Raw genomic sequence first — 23330 nt, 5'->3', positions numbered from 1 at the left:
GTGCTCAATGCTGTGAGGATTCGTTAGCGAAACCTCTGTTTGATAAATTCCTGTGTCTGGCTTGCACTTAACTCAGTGGTGGATGGTCCGGTCCGGATATAGAACCGTTCTATCTCATTATCTTTCACAAATACCGGGGAAGGAGATTTCTGACAATTCACGGCCATGACACGCGAGTTCTTATGATCATCAAAATGAATATGCACATTGGTCATTGCTGAGATCCCCATACGGGCTTTGATGATATTGACAAGGTGAAGACTCATCTTATCCTCATTTTCAAAGCCATCCACATCAATTCCGACAGGGCTGCCATCATCTGAGAGTCCGATGATCAATGTTCCACCATTCGTGTTTAAGAAACCGGCGAGTGTTTTAAGAACAGACTGCTCCATTCGCTGATCTCTGTTGTTTGTATGCAGATTCGTCCGGAGTGTGGACTTGAACTCAACTGCTTCGGATTCTCCTGACTGAACCAATGATATCAGATTAATTTCATCAGGACTGGTATCTTCCTCTGATTGACCTGAAACAAGGATTCTATACCCTTCTGCGATGATCTGTGCCATCAGTTCCCTGCGATTCTCCAGAAAGTCCCGGTATTCCATATGCTCCCAGTTTGGTGGGAGAGCATGCAGACGGTACATTTTTTCGATTTCAGATTGAAAAAACCGGCTTTTTATTTTAGGAACGTACTCTTCTGGAGCATTATTTGAGATCTGAATGTTATCCCCCCACTCAACAAGGGCATAGTTTGCAATCTGGTTAATCTCACGAGTTCCCTGGAATCCCTGGTTTTTCAGATAATCTTTGGGGAAGAGATGGTGGCGTTCGAGTGCGCTTTTATGTGCATTCGTGGTTGGATCGAGAAGATCAGCGATTTTTATCTTTGAAAATAAACCATTTGCATCCAGTAATACCTGGGCTGCATAGTAGGCAAAAAGTGACGGGCTCCGTGATGATGATGTGGCAAGGTCGTTTGGAAGATTGACTGCCCAGAAGTCGTTCGTAAGGGTAATCTCACAGATTTTGGTCAGATTATTCACGAAATCATCAGCAGATTTGACATCCCGCAACCGGGCAAGATCAAATTCCATCGCAGATTCGGGTGAACTGGTAAATCGGCCGGTAACAGCCGACATAAAGAACCATCGTGCAATAATCTGCCTGAGATCGTACTCTGGAACCTTGTATTCGGTTCTGCCGATCAGATACAGCATATAGGAGAACAGAAGGTTGCTGTTTGAACTGATCATCCCCTTGCTACGAAAACCAGCCTGGCGGATGCAGTTCAAAAAGTCATGCCAGTATTGCAGATTCAGGACTCTTTTCTGGGCGTCTTTCAGGATTTCAAACTGCTTTTCACGCCTCTCAATACTGAATTCTTCTGTTTCCAGATCCTTCCCCCGCAGGATGGAGTAGACATACTTGAGTCTGGCACGTTTAAAGGCAACACCTACACTTACCCGGAGGAGCTGATCTGGCGATGGCTCGATAAAGTAGTTAAATGGAGAAGCAGTTCCTTTTGATGGTTTGCGTGATTCACGGCAGAATTTTTCGAGTTCGGCACGCCCCTCATCCCAGAAGACCGACATCAGGGTCAGGATAAAGTCTGCCTGATTCAACGGTGTTCCCTTGCTGTTAATGCGGACGAAGACTTCGGATACGGCCTCTTCGTTGATGTCAGATGCCAATTCAAGGGCGGTAAATGGGAAGCTCAACAAGCCATTGAGTTTGCTGATGGCTTTTTTAATAGCTTTATTTTCTTCTGCTGTTACTTCACGGGTTTTGCTCAATTCATCCAGATAGTTATCAACAACTTCAAAGAGATCTGTGTTATCATTCCATATCACAGAAATATCTGAAATGTACGCTTTATCACGAAGTATTGCAGCATCAGTTACCTCAAACTTTTCTTCGAGTGGATTAAAGGCGATGCGAATCTGCTCTGTCTCAAAGGTATCTCGTAATACTGGAATATTCTTTATAACAGCATAAAGGGACGTTAGGCGCTGTTGACCATCTACAATGACAAGATCTGGAGTTTTCTGCTTTGGATCTGATCCGATGGTTTTTTTCGCTTTATTGATTTGGTTATCATCGGTAAGAGCATTCTTCCAGAAAAGGAGGTACCCAACCGGATATCCTCTGTACATTGAGTCAAAGAGATCACGCACCTTGGTATTCTTCCAGACAAAGGGTCGCTGGATATCAGGCAGCCCAATATTCCCCATGCTAATATATTTTATCAGAGAATTGAGATCATAGTCAACTTTTGTAAAAACAGTATCAGTCATGTTTTAACCTCAACTGGAATCGTTATATCTATTTCTGAAACATCCACCCCGCCGGAGATGAGCTTGGGGAGGAGGAGGTCGCGGGTGGTGCGGAGGGTGGTGTTAGTATTAATTAAAGTATCTATTATATCCATCATAGGTATTATTTGTAAGTCGAAAGAATCCGTAATAGAGTCTGGTGGCATAACTACTAACTGATCTAAAAAATCAACTGGTTTAAGTCTCTTATGACTAGTTGATGTTCCATCAGCACGACCTGCAAGTTTCTCTATCATTTCTGGTCGACTAAAAAAAACATAATAATATGCTGAAGAACCCCTTTTGGGTTCTAAAATGAGATATTCAGTTGAAGCTATAGACCGAAGATTATTTTTTGGTTTTGGAAGCCATACTCTGGATATATGAGGGTTCAATTTCGGGACTAATACACAGTCCTGTGGTACTAGATATTTGCTACTTTTAATCTCACTACCTTTTTCAATTGCAGGCAACTTCCCTGAATCATATGCAGGAAAACTAAAGTATTCAAAAATTTCTTCTGGATATTCCTTTGGTTGAACACCATTTCGACAGAGAACAACAATGTTTCTTAACTCCATTACTTCCCACCCCTCCGGAATCCGCCCCAGAGGCGAGTCCACAAACTGGGCGTGCTCGTGGCCGGGGAAGCGGAACTTGACGAACCACTCGCGGTAGAGGTTCTGCGCCATCTCCTCAAGGATTTTGATGCGCCGGGTGTTATTCTCGATGAGGTCGTCGTAGGCGGAGAGGATGGCGGCGATTTTGTGTTGGGTGGGGAGGGGAGGCCATTTGATTTTAAGGGTATGTATGTGGTTCCGGTTGAGAGTAGGGTTTGAGGCTCCAGCATCTAATCGCTCGAAGCCCATTGTTTGAAGGAAATAGTAAGCGAATTTCGGCTCATTGTTGTGAAAATCTCTCACCCAAAGAGTGGTATCATGTGGCCAAAAGTTTGTTTTTGAATAGAAAACAGTACCTAAAGTACCCTTTCGACCAATGATAACACCTGGACCTCGAACTTTATATTCAGAATGATTTGATTTATAGCCAGAGGAAGAGAAAACAGGGTATGATCCATTCTTTTGTTCAGCTTTTGTGATATCAAATCCTCTTTGAAAAGTTAAAACCTCACCTAAAGATATTTTATTCCATTTTCCCGCCACGAAATCCGCTCCACCCCTGATATTTTTACTAATTTATTTATCATACACTGAAGTTACATAATCAGGAGATTCCAAGAGCTTGCTCTCCTCTTGATCCTTATTAATGGTAAAGATCTGATCAGTATGTAGCTTTTCAGGTACACTCTTTTGTACATCTTTTCACTTATCTATTTGAACTCTTCGGAATTTCGAATAGTTGCCGCAGATAGCAATTTATGCTCTTCTGTATGTCTGGAGTAATATCTTTTCCTATTCCCCCTCCAATAACTTCCCCACATTCTCCGCGATCCGCTCCTCAAGCTCCCTCGCCTCCAGGGTGAGCAACTCCAGCTCCTCGTTCAGCTCCTCAAGCCGCTCCCTGAAGTCGAAGTCATCCTCTTCCCGTGCCTTCACTCCCACATACCGGCCTGGATTGAGGCTGAAGCCCTGTGCCTCCACCTCCTCGATGGTCGCCACTTTGCAGAGGCCGGGGATATCGATGTAGGTTCCGTCCGGGAAGTGCTCAGCCATCAGGTCAGCACTTTCGTGGAGGTTCTCTGCTGCCTCGCCCCGGTAGAGGCGGGCGATATTGGCGAGGAACTCGATCTGTGCGGGTGTCCAGTCCCGGTGGGCACGGTCGACCTGGGTGTAGATATGCCGTGCGTCGATGAAGAGGATCTGGTCGGCCCGGTCGGTCTTCCGCTTGGCTTTATCAAAGAACCAGAGGGTGCAGGGGAGGGTGACGGTATAGAAGAAGTTCGAGCCGACGGCGACCATCACATCGACGGCACGGTCGGCGATGATCTGCCGCCTGATATCACACTCGGAACTTCGGGCGTCGGATGCGGAGTTCGCCATCACAAAGCCCGCCCGCCCGTTCTCGTTGAGTGCACTATAGAAGATCTGTATCCAGAGGTAGTTGCCGTTATCAACACGGGGGAGCCCGAAGGGGAATCGGGGGTCATCTTTCAGCCGCTCCTTATCCACCCGGTCAACATTGAAGGGGGGATTTGCCATCACAAAATCAAATCTGCCGGGTGATTTGTGGAGATCCTCATAATAGGCGTTCCCCTCGCGGATATCCCCTGAAAGGCCGTGGACCGCGAGGTTCATCTTCCCGAGCCGGACGGTCTCCTCGACCTTCTCCTGCCCGAAGATGCTCAGATCAGATCCCGGATTTTTCCGGTGCTCCTCCACAAACCGGGCACTCTGGACGAACATACCGCCGGACCCGCAGGCGGGATCATAGATCCTCCCATGGAACGGCTCGATGATGGCGACGATCAGCCGGACAAGTGCGAGCGGGGTGAAGAACTCCCCGCCTTTCTGTCCTTCTGCCCGTGCGAAATTGCCGAGGAAGTACTCATAGATCCTCCCGAACGCATCTCCCTCGATATCCATCGGTATCGAGTTCATGGTCTTGAGAAGTTCCATCAATAATGCATTCTCGAAGCGGTTGTAGTTCCGGGGGAGCACTCCCTTCAGATCCTGGTTATGAACCTCAATTGCCCGCATCGCCTCGTTGATCGCTTCTCCGATATTGGATGCCTCCGTGAGCCTCATCAGCGTCCCAAATCGTGCCTCCTCAGGCAGGAAGAGAACACCTTGTGCCTTGTAATCGTCAGGGCCAATTGTCCGCCGACGGCTCCTGCCAACGCTTTTGCTTCCGCTCCCCCCGCCTTCTATCATTGCTGCTGCTGCCTGGAACCGGTGGTCAGCATACCTGAGGAAGACGAGCCCGAGAACAGGAACTGAGTATTCAGATGACTTCAGCCTGGAGTTGGCACGCAGCTCATCGGCTGCTGCCCAGAGCCGTGATTCGATATGATTTCCGTTATGGTTCATGGATTTGCTACCTGGTTTAATGGAAGTTTGTTCTGAGCTTTTCTTACGGGTTGTATGTATGAAGTGTATGCCACAGCTGGACAATGAAAATGATCGTCAGGACGGATCTTGCAGTGTGGATCTGCGATACACTCACTTATTGGGTATTCTGAAGGATTACTCTCTCTCCACCAACGATAAAGACTTTGATTTCTCATTCCATGCGAAGTATTGCTCAAATTCGGAATCACTTGTGACCATGCACTATTCTGACCGTTGGTCTGTATGGACTCCACTATCATATTGTTTCCACTATCAAAAGCCTGTCATCTGCTCTGGCTATCACTCTCTCTATCAAATACAATTTTGCTCTGATTTGAAATCAGGGCTTGAAATGACCTTTTCGCATTATGGTTGTCAAATACCCGTCAAATACCCATCAAATACAGAATTGCTTGTATCCGCGATTAGAGCTTGAATCAGCGTTTTCTTTCTATGGCTGTCAAATACCCGTCAAATAGAACCACAACACAAGTCCGGAAGTCCGGCAAACGTGATGATTAAGAGGGAAAAAACTGGTGGAATTTTTCCTGCAACAAGGAATCTCCTTGAATTTTGAAAAAGATGGGAATATGGGCGAATTAATGGTTCATCTGCAACTACCCGGCAACTAAATGGCAACAAAAAAAGGGCTGCACTGTGTGGTTGAAAACTGAGATGGTAATGTGGAATTGCCGAAAGGAGATTTCTGTGCAACAAGGATTTCCGTTAAAATTTGAAACCAGCTTAAATGAGCTGGAATAATGGCTTTGGTGAAACTACCCGGCAACATCAAATGGGCTACATTGCGAGGGTGAAAATCGGGATCAGGGGTGCCAAAATATTGCTCCGAAATGTCACTGCAACAAGGATTTCGGTTTGATTTTGAAATAAGGGGTAAATGGGGTTGAAAAGTGTTCGAAGTGAAACCACCCGGCAACGAACCGATATTCTTCGTAACCCCTCCACCCCTTCATCATACCTCCCCCTCCCCTCACATCACCTCCTCGATCCCCGGCAGGTGCCGGTACAGTGCCTCCCTGACCTCGGCTGATGGCTGGCCCGTGCGGGTGGCGATGGCGGCGATTCTGTGGTTGATGATGCTGATGGGATCAGATCCCTCAAGGTGGAGGCCACGGGCCCAGGCACGGTAGCGGCCCGCCTCATTCTTTCTGATGCCAGGATCCGGGCCAGCAGGTACGCCTGGATCAGTCCCTCCCCCTGCACCTGCACTGACACGTGCACCCGCAGCCTCCCTGGCTGCCACAGCCGTTCCATTGGCTGTGAGGTCCGCAAATTCGCGGTCGATCTCTTTCAGGAGCAGGGTTTCCTGCTGGTGTCTCTGGGCGTTGCGTTGCTCTGCCACCGCCTGGAAGGTGGTTTTGGCCTGGTTCAGCTCCTGCTCGATGGCAGCAAGATCAGCCCTGACACGGTCAAGATCCTGCTGTATCAGGCTGTACCTGATGTCGGCAATCTTCCCTGCCAGAACATTCTCATCATCTTCGTTACTCCTGGATACTCCTGAAACTCCTGATACCCCCGATACTCCTGATATTCCCGAAATCCCCGATGTCCCGGTGAAGTACTCGGTGAAGAGGCGGGAGGCGAGTGCCGATATGGATCGGCCTTCTGCATGGTAGGACTCAAGATAGGGATGGAGATGATCGGCAAGGGAGAGGGATTTTGTAAATGCCATCAGCAGACCCCCCGGGCAGGGATCTCTCCCGCACAGTGTAAATCTCCCGCACAGTGCAAATCACCCGCACGTGGATTTCCGCTCATAAAGGGTTCTTCTCCAAAGGCGACTCCTGTGCCTGGATTGACTTTCTGAAGCCCTGAAAGTTCGTCATTTACGCTCGTTCTTAGCATACAATCTCGTTTGCAAAGCCAGGTAATAGGTGGTTGCCGTGCGGAGTGTAAGTGTTTGAGTGTTTGAGTGTGGGGGTAGGTGAGTATGTGAGTGTGTGAGTATGTGAGTGTGTGTGCGTCTGAAAAAAATCCGGATCAGCATTTCTGCATCAGCATTTCTGCATCAACATTCTGCAGCAACATTTTGGAGCATCATTTCGGAGCATCATTTCTGCAAGCAGCATTTCCGTGTAAGAAAATCAGTGTAAAGTATCTGTGTAAGAGTATCTGTGTTAAGAATAGCTGTGTGAAAATTACCCTGTCACCCATCCCATCCCATCCCATCCCAAACGTTCCGGGCTAAGGGGGGGTGGAAACCACCCGGACAACAATGGTAATCGTGTTATTCGTGTTGGCTCAATGTATGGTCTTCAGAGTGTACACTCCTGATGATTGAAAACTCTCTTCTGATCTGTTTTTTTCTGCTCATTTCAGGGTCGCTGTCCCAGGTATATAGAGCCACACCCTGCATGGTGTGAGTGTTTCTGTTGCGTGAGAGGAGCAAAATTGCAAAAGAAAAAGATCGTGTTATTGTTGTGAGCAGTACTAGTACAAGAGATATTCAAACCCCCCCCTTGTCACCTGAGAGGCACCCTCCTCTCCCGTTCTTTTCCTTTCCCTTCCTGCCCTTCCTTTCCATCCGTCTCTCTCAATCCACCTCACCTTCTCACCCCCCCCTCTCTCTCTCTTCACTTCACCTCCCCTCCTCCGTCCCCGCCAGGAACGCCTCCATCATCGCCAGATATTCATCTTCTGCCTCGAGGAAATGCATGTGTGATGCCCCGGCAAAGACCTTCACCACCGCTCCGTCGGTCATATCGGCAAAATCACGGACAGAGATGGGTGGTGCCTCATCAAACTCGCCGCAGGTATAGAGCACCGGCAGCCGGAGCGTCGGCAGCACGTGCCTCATATCCACGGACCGGAGGCTCCCCCGGACCGTGAACTCAGATGGCCCCCACATCGCCAGGTAGATCGGGACTGCCAGACGCTCAAACATCCGGTTCAGGCAGTCCGGCCAGGGATCCATCCGGCAGACATGGCGGCGGTAGTACTCCATCATCGCCTCCTGGTATGCGGGCGAATCATAGACGTCGCATGACTCGTGCATCTCGATTACCGCCCGGGTATCCGGCGGCATCCCGGCAAGCAGCCGCCGCTGGTCCTCCTCCCAGCGTGGAGACGAGATGAGGGGCCCGGCGAGCACAAGGGATGCTATCTCATCCTGCCCAAACTGCTCAATGTAGGCGAGTGCAACCATCGCCCCAAACGAATGGCCAAAGAGATGCACCCGCCCCGGTGCAAGCGCCGTCCTGACTGCATGCAGCTCCTGGGCGAACCGCTCAGGCGAGAGCAGCGACTCATCAACAGCAGCAGGGGAGCGAAACGATCCGAGCTGGTCATAGCAGATCACCGGCCGTGCCCCGGCAAGCAACAGGAACGGTTCAAATGCATCATAGCTTCCCCCAGGCCCACCGTGAACGAGGATCAGCGGATCCCCTGCCTCCTCTTCCCCTGCACTACAGTATGTCACCACGCCGCCTGGGACAGACACCGTTTTACGTTTGGATCTCCTCATAACTCCTCCTCTCTATTTCCATTGCACTAAAATCCTTCTGAACACCCAACAGCGAACGTGCGGGCAGAGAACAGAAGAAACCATCCCGCTTTGCAGTACTGAACCATCAGGAGTCTCTGAAGAAAAAGCGATCCAGAGCCCTTTTCAGGATGAGCGATCAACAGGGATCACCACACAATGGAAACCCACCGGATCGCATTCTATACCATCATCGCCGCATCCCTCCTCCTTGCAGCCCTGGTCTGGCCGGCTGCCCCCGACACCGTTCCGATACACTGGAATATCGCGGGCGAACCCGATGCCTGGGCAGATGCACGCACCGGCATCGCGATCCTGCCGGCACTCATCATCGCCACAGGAATTGGCCTTGCTCTTCTCTCACGGGAGTTTGGGTCAGGCGACACACAGACCAGGAGAGCCACCGGCTGGTTCATCGTTCTGCTGCTCGCCTTTCTCCTTGGTATCCAGGTATTTGCCGGGCTCACCGCAACCGGCTACCCGGTCCCCACAAACTTCTTCTTCCCGATCCTCTTCTCCCTCCTCTACCTTGGGACCTCGATCCTCCTCCCCCGCCTCAGAAAACCAAACAAACTGATCGGCATCCGGACACCATGGACCATGAAGAGCGAAGCAGTCTGGATACGAACCCACCAGAAGAGCGGCCGGGTCATGCAGGCAGCAGCCGGGATCACCCTCCTTGGCTCATTCTATCCCGATTACCTCTTCCTCTTCATCCTCGCCCCGGCACTCGGCGCCCTCCTCTGGCTTGTGCTTGTCAGCTACCGTGAGTATCGAACCTTCGGTGAGATCCCATGAAGGATGACACCACCTCCCAGCAGACCCTGGAAGCATACTTTGGCCACCGGACATTCCGGCCAAACCAGGAGGCAATCGTTGATGACCTCCTCGCAGGCAGGGACGTCCTCGCCGTCATGGCAACCGGCGGCGGCAAATCCCTCTGCTACCAGCTCCCCGCCCTCCTCCTCGGGGGTACAACAATCGTCATCTCACCCTTGATCGCCCTGATGAAAGACCAGGTCGACGATCTCAGGGGACAGGGGATCGCAGCTGCCCTCCTCACCTCAAACCAGACCTATGACAGGCGGCAGGCAGTTGAGGAGGATCTCAGAAACCAGGCGATCAGTATCCTCTACGTCTCCCCGGAACGCCTGAGCCTCCCTGCATTCCAGGCACTCCTTGGGTCAATCCAGCCGAAACTCTTTGCAATAGATGAAGCCCACTGCATCTCCCAGTGGGGGCACCAGTTCCGGAAAGACTACCGGGAACTCCGGATCATCCGCGATCTCTTCCCACACACGCCGATCATCGCCCTCACCGCCACTGCAACTGAGGAGGTGAGATCCGATATCACCACCCAGCTCCGCCTCAGATCCCCCCGCCAGTATGTCGGCGGCTTTGACCGTACAAACATCCGGTATACCGCACTCCTCGAAAAAAGCGATTCAGAACGGTTCCGGAGACTTGTTGCATTCATCGCAGGCCACAGGAACGGATCCGGGATCATTTACTGCCGTTCAAGAAACGCAGCAGACGAGATCGCAGCAAAACTCCGGAAACGGCATATCCTTGCCCTCTCCTACCACGCCGGACTCCCGGGAAACGAACGCGAACGGATACAGGAATCATTCCTGAAGAACAATACGCAGGTCATCTCGGCAACTGTTGCGTTTGGGATGGGGATCGACAAACCCGATGTCCGGTTCGTCGTCCACTACCATCCTCCAAAAGATATCGAGTCCTTCTACCAGGAGAGCGGCAGAGCTGGTAGGGACGGCAAACCCGCCGAATCCCTCCTCTTTTACAGCAGGCAGGACTTCGTGATCGCAGGGAAACTTATCGAAAAAGAGTACCAGAACCAGAAAGACCGCGAGATCCGGCTTCGGAAACTCGCGCTCATGCAGGAATGGTGCGAATCAGCAACCTGCCGCCGCAGACACCTCCTCGCCATCTTTGGGGAAGAATATGGGAAAACCAGCTGCGGCAGCTGCGACTCCTGCCTGCCAGGAAAAAAATAAAAAAGATCTCTTTACTCAGCCGGTGTTCCGCAGTTTGCACAGAACTTTGTACCGGGTGCAAGCTCCTCGCCGCATTTCCCGCACGTTTTGGGCCCGGCATCCATTTTAGCACCGCACTCGGGGCAGAACTTCATCCCTTTCTTCACAGATGCACCGCAACTCCCGCACGGCTCGCTCTCCTGAACCTGCGGTGAACCGCAGTGGGGACAGAATTTTGTGCCGGGTGAAATCTGCTGGCCGCATTTGACACAGGCAACAGTCTGCTGCTGCTGCGGTGCCTCCTGCTGCTGACCCCCGCCACCAAACGGTGCAGCGGGACCGCCGCCGCCTGCCATGGACTGGCCCATAACATTGCCCATACCCATACCGGCGCCCATACCGGCACCGAGTGTGGCAAACCCGGCTCCTTCACCGCCGCCGCCCTCTGCAGCACCCCGTCCGATATTCTCGATTGCACGGCCGGACTGGTACTGCATGAAGTTGACACCAAGTGCAGACATCGCACCGCGTTTATCAACAGCCTCCTGCACCTCTTCGGGGAGGTTGATATTCAGGCCTGAGAACTTGGTGATGGAGAGACCGTAGTTGCTCGTCTCGGACCCAAGCTTTGAAAGGCACAACTGCTCTATCTCGGTGAGATACGCAGGCATATCGAGAATGCCCATCTGCTTGTGGGTCTTCAGCTCGCCGAGGGTATCATTGAGGATCATGATGATCTGGTCTTTCAGCCAGCTGATGATCTCCTCAGAGGTTGTCATCCCTTTTGTACCGACAAACTGGGTGATCAACAGCATCGGATCGGCAACTTTGTACGCAAACTGGCCAAAGATCCGGATCCTGACAACCCCAAAGTCGGTGTCACGGAAGGTCAGAGGCTCAGATGTCCCAAACGTTCCCCGAAACTCCCGCTTCTGTGCCCAGTAGAACTCGCCGATCTGCTTGACACCCACAAGGGTTGCGGAGAGTGCCTGGAGCCCGGCGATGTTCTGGGTTGTGAGTGCGTAGCGGTCCGGCCGGTCAAAGACCTGCATGGCCTTGCCGTCACGGAAGAAGATACCCCACTCATCCTCACGGACAAGGACGTTATCGTTCCACATCACATTCTGGGGGAGCCGCCACATCACGTTCTCGCCCTTATGCTCCTCCACCCAGTAGAAGAGTTTCCGGGCCTCTGTTCCCTTGATGTCGCTTCCCGCTCCCGTATCTTTTGAACGCCTGAAAAATACCATCAGATTGCCCCCAGATCAGCCATTACCTGGTGCCGCTCCCGAAAGACAGTGCCAAACTGAATCACACCTGCCTTTGCTTCACGGCAGGCCGGCCCGACCGCCTTGAAATCTCCGATCTCCGCATCAGCGAGGATCTTCTCTGCTGCTTCCTTCAGCCCGTTCACATACTCGAGCATGGAGAGATCATACTCGTACAGGGTATCCAGCTGACTCTCGTCGATCCGGAAATTCGGGTTGATCCCCGAATACCCCTGGTCTGCATGACGGATCTTTGCCTCAAGCGTCTTCAGTGACTGGATGAGTGTTCCAAGATCATTCATCACCGGCAGCTCCAGTGCCCGTGATGCCGCCTCCCGTGACTGCATAATTGGAGCCATACAGTCATCACGGATTTTGTCGGCAAGCTGTATCCTGAGAAGATTATCTGCAATACGAAGATCCTCACGTTTCCTGTATCCTCTGAATCCAGGGATCGCAAGCTGGATCTGCTTGATCAGCCCGCGATCATCCTCGACTCGTTCCCTGAGATCTGCCATTTTTTTTCCGTCCTCAATTCCTACTTCCTGGCAAATGTATAGACCATGAATGCAAGCGCCGCTCCGGCAATGATACCGCCAAGCAGCAGCCCGATGTCGACAATCGGCCAGACTGGCCGTAACGCAAGCGCCACAACGCCAATAAGTCCAAGTATGCCTGCGAACCCGAGAAGGTACTTGTTCTGGGTGCCAACACCCATTGAGAGCCCTGCCAGTATCAATGCCAGACCGACAAAGAATACCGACACGACAATATAGATATCGCCCTCCCTGAAATAGTTCACAAGCAGTGCGACACCAAACATAAGGGCAACTGCTGCCCATCCCATCTGAAATCGTTTATCTTCCTGTTTCATCTCTATCATCTCCAACGTAAGGGTTTTGTCAACTACAATCCACTCATATATTTTGCATTGCTCTTGTAAAATGGTAGGTATATAAGCTCTTTTCCATGAACCGTGAAGTCATAGGTGAGAGACTGGAGTGTTCCGGATATCTCAACCTCATGGCGCAGGAACAGAAATTCAGCAGCCTGTGCCGCATCTTCCCGGTTCATCACAACCGGCAGGCGGTCAACCCTCTGGAAACCGTTCTGTTCTGTAAATGATGGTTGTTTGAGCGTATATTCCATATTCCATTCTTTTCTCTGGTCATTTTCAATATCTGCTGCGCATATCCAGAACTTCATCTGCCCTGATAACTGCTTCTGGCCTTTGAAGAACCGTCCGATCCGTCCTCCGATCACTTTCTTGTCCGTGACATTGAGATCAGCATCCACAACCCAGAACGGGATATAGATCTTCTCTCCGCCTTTCTCTGTTCCAAAACCTGCCACCCGGGTTACCAGATCATTGAGGTTCCCGGTATCAAACTCCATGATCTTTTCACATTTCGGGCAGGCGAGTGCGAGGTCACGTTTCTTTGCCGAGAGAGACGCCCCGCATGATGTACAGGCTAATGATTTCAGTCGTAACATAGCAAAGCTCACCGTCCAAACCTGATCTGCGGCTTTCCAATCGAAACCGATCCCTTCAGCTTCGACATATCCATACCTGCCGAAGCACCCGGCCGGTCACCTTCCACAATCTCTGATCCATACCTGAACTTGTAGTAGGCTCCGGCTATCATCACCAGACCGACGATAATCAGCAGGAAGCCAAGACCATCGTCTGCGGCAAGCATCGAGATGCCAAACCCGGTCAGGCTGCCGGCAACCGCAGATCCAAACCCGATGATGAGCGTCTGGTAGAGTGGATCCCCAGGCGCCCTCCCCGAGAGGATCTGGCCTGTTACCCCATCCACAATCGCGAAATACCCGCGTTCCTTGTACCTGAACCTGACGATCCAGAACGGGTAGTAGACCAGCTCAAACCCTTTTGGCAGAATAAATGACCGTGAGAAGGTGACATTTTCAATCCCGGCAGTGGCCTCTGCCAGTGCCATGTTCCTGATCCCTTCTTTGGCCCGGTCATTTGCATCATCCCGCGAACTCGTCGGCTCAAAGGTCGGAACTTCACCCTCCTCAAGTGGAGCGGCTTCCCCCTCGGTATTTCGGAGGGTCGTAACGCCGATATCCCCGCTGTCACAGGCGATCTCAGTCCAGGTAAACTCCCGGTCAACAACCCTCTCGTAGTAATCAGTGGAGGTCTGTGTATTCCCCTTATCATCTGTATCCTGCCGCTCGGTATACCCGCAGGCAATAGCCCTGCCCTGGCCGACCAGCCTCCAGAAGGGAAGATACAGCGAGGAGACCTCGGTTATCCGTGACTCTTCCGTCAGATCGCGGGCCTTGAGCCCTTTTTTGAACCAGGCCCTGACAATCTCTTCTGCCTTCCCGGCATCAAGAGTATTTTTCAGCCTGATCTTGCCAACACCCTTATCAACAACAAGTGAATGGGCGGCTTCACAGAACGGGCAGAGGGCAAGCTGCTCACCCTCCTGGATATCGATTCTGCCACCGCATGAGGGGCAGTTCATCCCGAAAACAATCTTCTGGCTCATCTCTCAGACCTCCCGTGTGACCCGGTGGCCAAGGTAAAGCGACACGCCAAGCCCGATAACAACCAGGATGAAGAAGATGGCGTCGACAATCCCCCCGAGAAGCGCTCCGATAAAGGCGATCCCAAACCCGGCACCGGCAACAAGCATGTACGGAAACGAGGATCTCGTTGGAAATGTCCCTGCATAGACTGTTCCGCCTGACCCATCGATTATGGCATTGAACTCCTCGCCATTGAAGGAGTAGGTGACCGAATAGATCGGGAAGTAGATGAGCGACTGCTCCTTTGGGGTGCCCGGCATCTCCTCAAGGTATGCGTCCATATTGATCTCAACCTCCTCAACCAGTGCATCACCTGCATCAAATGAACTGTCATAGAGGGTGATATCGCCTGGCGGGATCTTGAGCTCCTGCATACCCGGCAGGGTTGTTCCTTTCGCTGGCCTGACCAGAATCTTCTCCCGTCCGTTCTCATCCCGCTTAAACTGGTAAACGGGGAAGTAGATCTTTGTAAATGACGTTATTTCAGCTCCTTTCTCAAGCTCCTTTGCCATGAGAGGCCCTGCTGTCCAGCGCCTGAATATGGCTTTTGCTTTATCCTCGTTGATTGTGAAGGGGAGTGCGTAAAAAAACATCACGCCTGCCCGATCCACAAAAACCGTGCTCTCACAATATGCGCACTTCGAAAAATGTATGCCGGAGTCCACTTTCATGGGTGCGCCGCATTTCGGGCATTGAAAAGCCGACATAATTGATAAGGGTTTATGTTATTATTTAAGGATATCGAATGGACAGTTTTCCTGAAAAAAAGCGTGTATAGGCCCTGAAAAAAGATTGTATTTGGGATAACCTCCCGCCGGAACAGGGCATTCGCTTTTCGGATGGTGTAAACAATTTGAAAAAGAGGGCAGAATGCTGCCCACGCAGTTCACCGGTTTGCCGGGTTCTTTACAATCTTCAGGGTTACAGACGCCTCCTTAGCACCAATTCCAAGGAATCTGCCGGGATTTTCAACCTTCATCTTGGCTGCGCTTCCGAGGGTGATCACCTGATCGTAGACGGTGACGCCTTTCCTGTCATAGGTGGAGGCGGTGTCAAAGGCAACATCCACCTTCTCATCAGAGGTGACGTGAATCCAGTAGGTACCTGCCTCCAGATCGTAGGTGACAAACTTTCCACTATCCAACGTCAGGGTTGTGTCGTGGAGCACCTCTTCACGATCCATACACCCTGATACCAGAACGCCCGCTACAAGAAGTGTAACAAGCACGAGAAAAGACAGACTCTTCATACTAGTGTCTTTCGGCATTACGAGGTATTAACATTTTGGTCATATCGGTTCAGGCGGTTTCTTTATAAGTTTTGAGTACAAATGTGTACATCATACAACATACTTTTACCCTAAGAGGAGTTTGTGTACTATGAGGACAAAAATATATCTTGACGAGGAGAGCATGCCAAAGACCTGGTACAATATCCAGGCAGATCTCCCCTCTCCCCTTGACCCGCCGCTCCACCCGGCAACAGGCAAGCCGGTTGGACCAGACGATCTCGCCCCGATCTTTCCAATGGAGCTGATCGGACAAGAGATGAGCCAGAAGCGTGAGATCCCTATCCCGGATGAAGTCAGGGAGATTCTGCAGCTCTGGAGGCCGGCTCCCCTGTACCGTGCCCACCGGCTTGAGCAGTACCTCAAGACACCGGCAAAGATCTACTATAAGTACGAAGGTGTCAGCCCCGCAGGCAGCCACAAGCCAAACACCGCAGTTCCCCAGGCATACTACAATATGAAAGAGGGAACCGAGCGGATCGCAACCGAGACCGGTGCGGGCCAGTGGGGATCAGCCCTCTCCTTTGCAACCAGCCTCTTTGGACTCGAATGTACTGTCTACATGGTCAGGTCAAGTTATGCGCACAAACCCTACCGGAAATCCATGATGGAAGTCTGGGGTGCAGAATGCATCCCAAGCCCAAGCCCGCGAACGGCTGCCGGCCGTGCAATGCTTGAGAAAGATCCAGAGACCACGGGATCGCTTGGGATTGCCATCTCCGAAGCTGTCGAGGATGCAGCCACCAATGGCAACACCCATTACGCACTCGGCTCTGTCTTAAACCATGTCTGCCTCCACCAGACCATCATGGGGCTTGAAGCACGCGAACAGCTCGCAATGGAAGATACCTATCCTGATTACGTCATCGGGAGCGTCGGCGGCGGATCGAACTTTGCCGGGATCGCGTTTCCGTTTGCAGGCGACAAGCTGACCGGGAAGGCAACAGGGACCGAGATCATCGGGGTCGAACCGGCTGCCTGCCCGACACTGACACGGGGGCTGTATGAATATGACTATGGCGATGTTGCAGGCCTCACCCCGATGCTGAAGATGTACACCCTCGGCCACGACTTCATCCCGCCAGCCCTCCATGCAGGCGGCCTCCGCTACCATGGCGACTCGCCGATCGTCTCCCGGCTCGTCCATGACGGTATCATCACCCCGAGATCATATCTCCAGAACGAGATCTTTGAAGCAGCAGAGATCTTTGCCAGGACTGAAGGGATCATCATCGCTCCTGAAGCAGCACATGCAGCAAAAGGTGCAATCGATGTCGCACTCGATTGTAAAAAGACCGGCGAGGAGAAGACGATCCTCTTCTGCAACTCCGGCCACGGCCACTTCGATATGTCTGCATACGATGCCTACCATGCAGGCGAGATCATCGATTACGAATGCCCTGATGACCTGATCAAAGAGTCACTTGCAAACCTCCCGAAGCGATCGTGATGGTGTCAGTCGGGCTTGTGATCAACCCGATTGCAGGTCTTGGAGGGACAGTCGGGCTCAAAGGGACCGACGGTCTCTCCCTGGAGGCTCTCCGGCGGGGTGCAACACCCCGCTCCTGCAGACGGGCAGCAGAAGCCCTCTCCTACCTTGGAAAAACCAAAACCAGGTTCCTCACCGCATCCGGGCCAATGGGTGAAGATGCAATGCTTGCAGCCGGCATCACCGGCTATACCATCCACTATCACTGCGGGAACCAGACGACTGCAACTGACACAGAGGCTGCCTGCGTTGCAATCCGTGATGCCGGGGCAGACCTCCTCGTCTTTGCAGGCGGCGACGGCACAGCACGGGATGTTGTTGCCGCAGTCGGCACAACAATCCCGATACTTGGTATACCAGCCGGTGTCAAGATGTACTCTGCAGTCTTTGCAACAGATCCGGCAGCCGCAGCAGCCCTGATCCGTGATGCCGGCAGGCTGCCGGTCCGTGATGCCGAGGTGCTCGATGTCGATGAGACGGCATACCGTGAGGGCAGGCTCAGCACCACGCTCTATGGGATCGCCAGAACACCCTACCGTCCGGGCTATGTCCAGCATGCAAAAGAGACATTCCGGGGAGCCAAAAACGATGCAGATGATCAACAGGACATTGCCGGTTTCATGGCAGGAGTCCTTGCATCAGGCAGACCCTTCATCCTTGGACCCGGGTCGACCACCACGGCCATAGCAGGTGCAATGGCTCTTCCAAAGACACTCCTTGGATTCGATGCCTATGCCGGCGGCAGGCTCGTCATCTCTGACGGTGATGCACACGCTCTCCGGGAATTTCTCGATGATCACCCGGATACCCGCCTCATCATCAGCCCGATCGGATCCCAGGGCTTCATCATCGGGAGGGGAACCCAGGTGATCACGCCAGACAATCTGCAGGTGATCGGCCATGACAATATCATCGTGGTGGCAACTCCGGGCAAACTGAGAGCCACACCAGACCTTCATATCGACACCGGGGATCGCGACCTCGACAGAACCTTTCCCGATACAATACGCGTCATATGCGGCTATGGGCTTGCAGAACGGCGAAAAATCAGGATACATGGTCAGGATCCCGGCACCTGATCGCACATTTTTATATATCCGCCTCCACATTGGAGACCAGTACTGGAGACGATCAGATGCCAAATGTCACCGCATTCCTCGATATCGGAGCAGCCAGATCAAAAAAACCCGTCATGATCATCCCTGCAACAGGCGAATCATACACCATGGGTGATCTCCTGAATGCTGCATCAGCGGCTGGAGATCTCCTCTCCTCCTCGGGTGTTCGGAAGGGTGATCGGATCGTCTTGTACCTGGGGAGCAGCGCCGGATACCTGATCAGCTACTTTGCGGCATGGCGGATCGGGGCAGTGGCGGTTCCAACAAACAAAACCCATACCCGGGACGAACTTCTCTATGCGGTCACGAATTCGGGATCACGGTTTCTGATCACTGATCCGGATGGGGCAATGATTGCAGAGACGATACCCGGCATCACCATACTCCGGATAAAAGAATCGCCAGGTGGCACCCCTGCCTGGCCGGATACTGAGGGAAAAAGAGTATATGACAGCCCCGTGAACTGCTCGCCAACTGATCTCTGCCAGATCCAGTATACCTCCGGAACAACCGGAAACCCCAAAGGAGCGATGCTCACGCATGGCGGCTGGATGGCGGCACTGGATGCCGAGGCTGACGTCCTCGCTCTCACTGCAGACGACGTCTATCTTGGGATCTACCCGATGGGCCATGTCGGCATCTCATGGGGCATAGCGGCACTGAAGGCGGGAGCCACCTTCGTCGTGATGGAGCGGTTCGACCCTGAACGGTACCTGCAGCTTGCAGAAGAGTACCGGGTCACTATCCTCGCAGGCATGCCGCCGGTGATCCACTCCCTCCTTGACCAGCCGCCAGGCACAGAAGACCGGATCAGGTCAGTCCGTGCTATCATCTCCGGCGGAGGCCCACTTCATCCGGGGATCTGGCACTCGTTTTACGAGCGGTTTGGGATCCCGATCGTGAACGCATACGGCCTCTCAGAGACGATCGTCGTCGGCACCGGCACAGCGATCCGTGTAGCAGACTATCCTCTCCGTGACCAGGTCAGATCAGTCGGACATCCTGTCGGGTACTCCGAGGTCAGCATTGTCGATACCGATGATCCGACAAAAACACTTCCGGCTGGAGAAGAAGGCGAGATTGCCCTCCGCGGCCCGGCAGTCGCCCTTGGATACTATGGCATGGAGAAAGAGACAGAAGAAGCCTTCCTTCCCTCAGGCTGGTTTTTGACCGGCGATATAGGGTGCCTCGATCCGGAAGGAAGGCTCATGGTCACGGACCGGAAAAAAGACATGATCATCATGTCGGGGTGGAAGATCTACCCGACCGAGGTGGAGAATATCCTCCTCCGTCACCCGGCAATAGCCGATGCCGCTGTCTTTGGGGTGCCTGATACCCGGCGAGGAGAGATACCGGTTGCGGCAGTCATCCAAAAGGAGGGGGTGGAACTGGCAGCAGACGAGATCAGAGCCTTCTGCCGAAAGCACCTTGCCGGGTACAAGGTGCCACGGGACATTATCATACAAACCTCTCTTCCAAGGAAAAACGGCTGGAAACTGATGAGAAAAACACTCAGGGAAGAATATATGGACCAGGCATAGTACAGGGAAACGTTCAGGGGGGTCTTTGGCCGGTCATCCGGTGCACTCACCCGGAAGTCTCCCCCCCTGGAAAAGCTGATACCCCTTGACTGACCATCGATATGCAGTGATACCGGTCCTGGAACGGCAGCACCCGGCATGCGGTCAGTGGGTGATTTTCTACTACAATTGCCTCTGTCTTTGCTTTCAATGGCTGCTTTTTTTGTCCAAATCACAGTCCGGTTCCTGGAAGTGCAGATATGAATGAATACCAGATGAAAGAAAGTGGCATTCCGGGGCTTGATCCGGTTATCGGGGGTGGCTTTCCCCACGGCACCCGGATCATCATTTGGGGCTCCCCTCTCTCCGGACTGGACAGGTTTGCCGCCCAGTTTGCCAAAGCTTCAGGCGGGGTCTACCTGGTGCTTGATGAAGAGCCGGGAGAAGCGATGATCCCGGCAGCCGGTCTCTCAATTGAGGATCTGGCAAATGATATCAGGGGCGATGCCGCGGTACTCGACTCGCTCTCGACGGTGATCCTTGATCGCGGCATCACCCAGGCACTCCGGCTTCTGACGGTTGCAACAGCACCCTTCCGCAGAGAGGGGGGCTGCCTTCTCTGCACGATGTATGAAGGGATTCATCCAAAACAAGAGGAACTGCTCATCTTCAGGCAGGCGGATATCGTCATCGCCCTTCATGCAGATACTCACCAGTCCCAGATCGAACGCAGGCTTCAGATCATGAAGTTCCGCGGCATGAGGATCCCGGACAGAACCATACCGTTTATCATCTCAGCAGACGGAATCGAGCTCTCGACAACATCACGAGTGGTCTGAGGGAGGCTGCTCTGGCATGCCGCCTGGTTCGACATAAACCTGAAATGGCGGCATATCGTCAGGCTCACCCCCTTACTCCAGTTCGTTTCTCACCAGCCGTGCAGCCTCGCCGAGGCGTGAAAGTTTTGCAAACGCCCCTTCCGGCGTATGCATCCTGAGTCCGCAGTCCGGGTCGACCAGGATATTCTCAGGCCCAAACACCTCAATGCACCTCTCGATCCGGCTTTTTATCAGGTCAACAGGCTCAACCTCGTGATCGGCAGAGGCAACACACCCGCAGCCGATCATCTTCCCGCCGAGATCCTTCTCCGAGCAGACCTCCAGGTTTGCCGGCTCAGTTGCAGCCTCGAAATCAAGGATTGCTATCGGGAGGGAGAGGAGCGGATCAATGATATCCCCAAGCGGTCCGCAGACATGCAGGCAGAGAGGAACCGGAACATTCTCAGCAATCATTTTGATTGCATCGACTGCGGTGTGTAGATCCGCAACACCTGTTGAGAGGATCGGCTCATCCACCTGGATGATACAGACGCCGGTATCGGCAAGCGCCCGGGCTTCTGCGGCAAGAGCAGCAGCAAGGTCCATGACCAGTTCTTCCCTGTTCCGGTACCCGGGTGTTGTGATCCTGAGTGCATGGGCAAGCGATGTCGGCCCGGTGAGAATGCCCTTGACAGCTGCTGCCTGTGTCAGCGCATATGCAGTATCCTTCACGGTGATCCCGCCGGGAGCAGCACCGACACGGGAGATCACCTGGTCATCCCTGATCCCGGGCAGACTGCCAGTGAAAGCCTGGATCATCCCTTCGCGGACCTGTCCGTCAGAAATGATATCGATTCCGGCACGGATCTGTTCGGCGACAGCAAACTGCACTGCATGCCGGTACGGGTCAATGAGCGCACCAAGCCCTCTTCCCGGAACTGCCGGAAAGCTCCCGACAACAGTTGTTGGGATCAGGATGCCGGGTGTGAATGCCCTGGATGTCATGATAGTCACCTATGGGGTGACACGGTGGCGATCCCGCGGGAAGAGGACCGCTTCACGGATATTCTGGAGTCCGCAGATCGTCATCACGAGCCGCTCGGCACCAAGTCCCCATCCGGCATGCGGCGGCATCCCGTACTGGAAGGGCCTGAGATAAAACTCAAAACCCTCAGGAGACAGCCCTTTTGCCTGGAGCTGTCTGACAAGGATCTCATAGACATGGCAGCGCTGTGCGCCTGATGAGAGCTCCATTTTTGGGTGCATCAGGTCAAATGCGTTGCAGATTGAATCATCTGCTGCAGACGGCATCGCATAGTACGGCCGGATGGCAGTCGGCCACTCGGTAATAAAGTAATGCTCCCCCATCTCTTCGCCGATTGCACGTTCCGATGCGGTGCCGAGATCATCGCCGTACTGGATCGGCTCTTCGATCTTTTCAGCAGCAATCTCAATAGCCTCGGCATAGGGCAGCCTCGCGAGTGTTCTGCCCGGGATCTCAAGATCGCGGATACCGAGGTGCTCAAGGTGGCTTCCACAGTCGTCTGCAACTGAGGTGTATACCTCATGCATCATCCTCTCCAGGATCTGCATCACATCCTCATGATCGGCAAAACTGACCTCGATATCAATTGAGGTTGCCTCGTTTAAGTGCCGGACGGTGTTATGTTCTTCTGCCCGGAATATTGGCCCAATCTCAAAGACTTTTTCACATCCTGCCGACATCATCATCTGTTTATACAGCTGCGGGCTCTGGCTCAGGAACGCCTCTTTCTCAAAGTATGCTATCGGGAAGAGTTCGGTTCCACCCTCTGTGGCTGCGGCAACCACCTTCGGGGTGGTGATATGCAGAAACCCTTCACGAAAGAGGAAAGAATGCACCGTCTCCATGACGCGTGAGCGGATCGCAAAGATAGAAGCGATCTTTGGCCGCCTGACATCAAGGAACCGTGCATCGAGCCGGGTATCGATCTCGGCAGGCACCTTCTCGGCAACATCAAGGGGAAGCGGGGAGGCTGCCTTTGCGAGGATCACAAATGTCTCGGGAACCAGCTCGCGGCCCCCGGGTGCCTTCTCTGTGGCCTTGACGACTCCTTCAACCCTGACAACAGACTCACGCGAGACCTCTTTTATGGCTTTAAGAACTTCTTCTGGGACTTTCTTCTTTGGAACAGTCACCTGGATGATCCCTGTCCGATCACGTACCAGGAAGAATGCAAGACCACCAAGATCCCGCTCTTCATGGACCCACCCGGCGATCGCGGCCCGTTCCATATCGGCTGTTACCTCTGCTACTGGTATACGCATAGAATCCATTACTGGTACTGCCCTTGAAGGTGAAAAGGGTTTACTCACCGGGTCTCTCTCTTGAGAAAACGTGGCTCCCTGGATCTTTAACTCCCGCCAGATCTGAAACACGTCACTCACAGGCGGCCCGCTTCTCTTCTC

At 52.9% G+C, this 23330-nt stretch carries 20 protein-coding genes; 6 read left to right on the top strand and 14 right to left on the bottom strand.

The genetic code is table 11. From position 1 onward, the window contains the following. Nucleotides 1-23 precede the first annotated feature (23 nt). From ABCO64_RS07465 to ABCO64_RS07445, 5 genes are all read right to left on the bottom strand, one after another. Entirely contained in the window at nucleotides 24-2297 is a 2274-nt protein-coding gene (locus ABCO64_RS07465) for a GmrSD restriction endonuclease domain-containing protein (protein WP_253461040.1), read from the bottom strand. Next, complete coding sequence (locus ABCO64_RS07460; RefSeq protein WP_253461043.1) at nucleotides 2294-3478, bottom strand: restriction endonuclease subunit S; 1185 nt, start codon at nucleotides 3476-3478, stop codon at nucleotides 2294-2296. The genes ABCO64_RS07465 and ABCO64_RS07460 overlap by 4 nt, the downstream gene beginning before the upstream one ends. Nucleotides 3479-3727: 249 nt before the next feature. After that, nucleotides 3728-5302, bottom strand: coding sequence for a type I restriction-modification system subunit M (locus tag ABCO64_RS07455; RefSeq protein WP_343089313.1), 1575 nt, complete (start codon nucleotides 5300-5302; stop codon nucleotides 3728-3730). A 1012-nt stretch (nucleotides 5303-6314) separates the two neighbouring features. Further along, a complete protein-coding gene (locus ABCO64_RS07450; protein ID WP_253459786.1) occupies nucleotides 6315-7016 on the bottom strand; it encodes a hypothetical protein in 702 nt (233 codons plus the stop codon). Between the two features lie 906 nt (nucleotides 7017-7922). Further along, entirely contained in the window at nucleotides 7923-8807 is an 885-nt protein-coding gene (locus ABCO64_RS07445; RefSeq protein ID WP_253459789.1) for a proline iminopeptidase-family hydrolase, read from the bottom strand. 177 nt (nucleotides 8808-8984) lie between these two features. On the opposite strand from ABCO64_RS07445, the gene ABCO64_RS07440 reads away from it, so the two are divergent. Together ABCO64_RS07440 and ABCO64_RS07435 are read left to right on the top strand one after the other, a co-directional pair. Beyond that, the gene (locus ABCO64_RS07440; protein WP_253459792.1) at nucleotides 8985-9623 is read left to right on the top strand and encodes an SdpI family protein; all 639 of its coding nucleotides are present in this window, start codon (nucleotides 8985-8987) and stop codon (nucleotides 9621-9623) included. Next, nucleotides 9620-10843 carry a RecQ family ATP-dependent DNA helicase gene (locus ABCO64_RS07435; protein WP_253459795.1) on the top strand — a complete coding sequence of 408 codons (1224 nt, stop codon included), beginning with the start codon at nucleotides 9620-9622 and terminating at the stop codon, nucleotides 10841-10843. The genes ABCO64_RS07440 and ABCO64_RS07435 overlap by 4 nt, the downstream gene beginning before the upstream one ends. Before the next feature lie 11 nt (nucleotides 10844-10854). Here the strand turns inward: ABCO64_RS07435 and ABCO64_RS07430 are convergent, their stop codons facing one another. The 7 genes from ABCO64_RS07430 to ABCO64_RS07400 form a co-directional block, all read right to left on the bottom strand. Further along, nucleotides 10855-12072: an SPFH domain-containing protein gene (locus tag ABCO64_RS07430; RefSeq protein WP_253459798.1), complete on the bottom strand. Its 1218-nt coding sequence runs from the start codon at nucleotides 12070-12072 to the stop codon at nucleotides 10855-10857. After that, nucleotides 12072-12608, bottom strand: coding sequence for a hypothetical protein (locus ABCO64_RS07425; protein WP_253459801.1), 537 nt, complete (start codon nucleotides 12606-12608; stop codon nucleotides 12072-12074). Before ABCO64_RS07425 ends, ABCO64_RS07430 begins: the two co-directional genes overlap by 1 nt. 20 nt (nucleotides 12609-12628) lie before the next feature. Next, on the bottom strand, nucleotides 12629-12964 hold the full coding sequence (locus ABCO64_RS07420; protein WP_253459805.1) for a hypothetical protein: 336 nt from the start codon (nucleotides 12962-12964) through the stop codon (nucleotides 12629-12631). 32 nt (nucleotides 12965-12996) lie between these two features. Beyond that, complete coding sequence (locus tag ABCO64_RS07415) at nucleotides 12997-13584, bottom strand: hypothetical protein (RefSeq protein WP_343089312.1); 588 nt, start codon at nucleotides 13582-13584, stop codon at nucleotides 12997-12999. A gap of 8 nt (nucleotides 13585-13592) precedes the next feature. Further along, nucleotides 13593-14609, bottom strand: a complete 1017-nt coding sequence (locus ABCO64_RS07410; RefSeq protein WP_292615461.1) for a hypothetical protein — start codon at nucleotides 14607-14609, stop codon at nucleotides 13593-13595. Nucleotides 14610-14612: 3 nt separating this feature from the next. Continuing rightward, a complete protein-coding gene (locus ABCO64_RS07405) occupies nucleotides 14613-15356 on the bottom strand; it encodes a TFIIB-type zinc ribbon-containing protein (protein ID WP_253459814.1) in 744 nt (247 codons plus the stop codon). Between the two features lie 179 nt (nucleotides 15357-15535). Further along, nucleotides 15536-15898 (bottom strand): hypothetical protein, encoded by a 363-nt coding sequence (locus tag ABCO64_RS07400; protein WP_253459817.1) that lies wholly within the window; start codon nucleotides 15896-15898, stop codon nucleotides 15536-15538. Nucleotides 15899-16028: 130 nt separating this feature from the next. Here ABCO64_RS07400 and ABCO64_RS07395 point away from each other — a divergent pair, with 130 nt between their 5' ends. The 4 genes from ABCO64_RS07395 (at nucleotide 16029) to ABCO64_RS07380 (ending at nucleotide 20903) form a co-directional block, all read left to right on the top strand. Beyond that, nucleotides 16029-17387 (top strand): TrpB-like pyridoxal phosphate-dependent enzyme, encoded by a 1359-nt coding sequence (locus ABCO64_RS07395; protein ID WP_253459820.1) that lies wholly within the window; start codon nucleotides 16029-16031, stop codon nucleotides 17385-17387. Further along, on the top strand, nucleotides 17387-18505 hold the full coding sequence (locus ABCO64_RS07390; RefSeq protein ID WP_253459823.1) for an ATP-NAD kinase family protein: 1119 nt from the start codon (nucleotides 17387-17389) through the stop codon (nucleotides 18503-18505). The genes ABCO64_RS07395 and ABCO64_RS07390 overlap by 1 nt, the downstream gene beginning before the upstream one ends. A 56-nt stretch (nucleotides 18506-18561) precedes the next feature. Continuing rightward, nucleotides 18562-20085 carry a class I adenylate-forming enzyme family protein gene (locus tag ABCO64_RS07385; protein WP_253459826.1) on the top strand — a complete coding sequence of 508 codons (1524 nt, stop codon included), beginning with the start codon at nucleotides 18562-18564 and terminating at the stop codon, nucleotides 20083-20085. A 239-nt stretch (nucleotides 20086-20324) separates the two neighbouring features. After that, on the top strand, nucleotides 20325-20903 hold the full coding sequence (locus ABCO64_RS07380; protein WP_253459829.1) for an RAD55 family ATPase: 579 nt from the start codon (nucleotides 20325-20327) through the stop codon (nucleotides 20901-20903). Nucleotides 20904-20975: 72 nt separating this feature from the next. Here ABCO64_RS07380 and ABCO64_RS07375 read toward each other — a convergent pair whose 3' ends face one another. Both ABCO64_RS07375 and aspS read right to left on the bottom strand, forming a co-directional pair. Next, on the bottom strand, nucleotides 20976-21887 hold the full coding sequence (locus ABCO64_RS07375; protein ID WP_253459832.1) for a methionine synthase: 912 nt from the start codon (nucleotides 21885-21887) through the stop codon (nucleotides 20976-20978). 9 nt (nucleotides 21888-21896) lie between these two features. Then, the gene (gene aspS / locus ABCO64_RS07370; protein ID WP_253459995.1) at nucleotides 21897-23189 is read right to left on the bottom strand and encodes an aspartate--tRNA(Asn) ligase; all 1293 of its coding nucleotides are present in this window, start codon (nucleotides 23187-23189) and stop codon (nucleotides 21897-21899) included. Nucleotides 23190-23330: the final 141 nt, after the last annotated feature.

It is taken from the genome of Methanocalculus natronophilus, assembly GCF_038751955.1.
Taxonomy (GTDB): Archaea; Halobacteriota; Methanomicrobia; order Methanomicrobiales; family Methanocorpusculaceae; genus Methanocalculus; species Methanocalculus natronophilus.
This window is presented reverse-complemented; position numbering and strand designations above follow the sequence as displayed.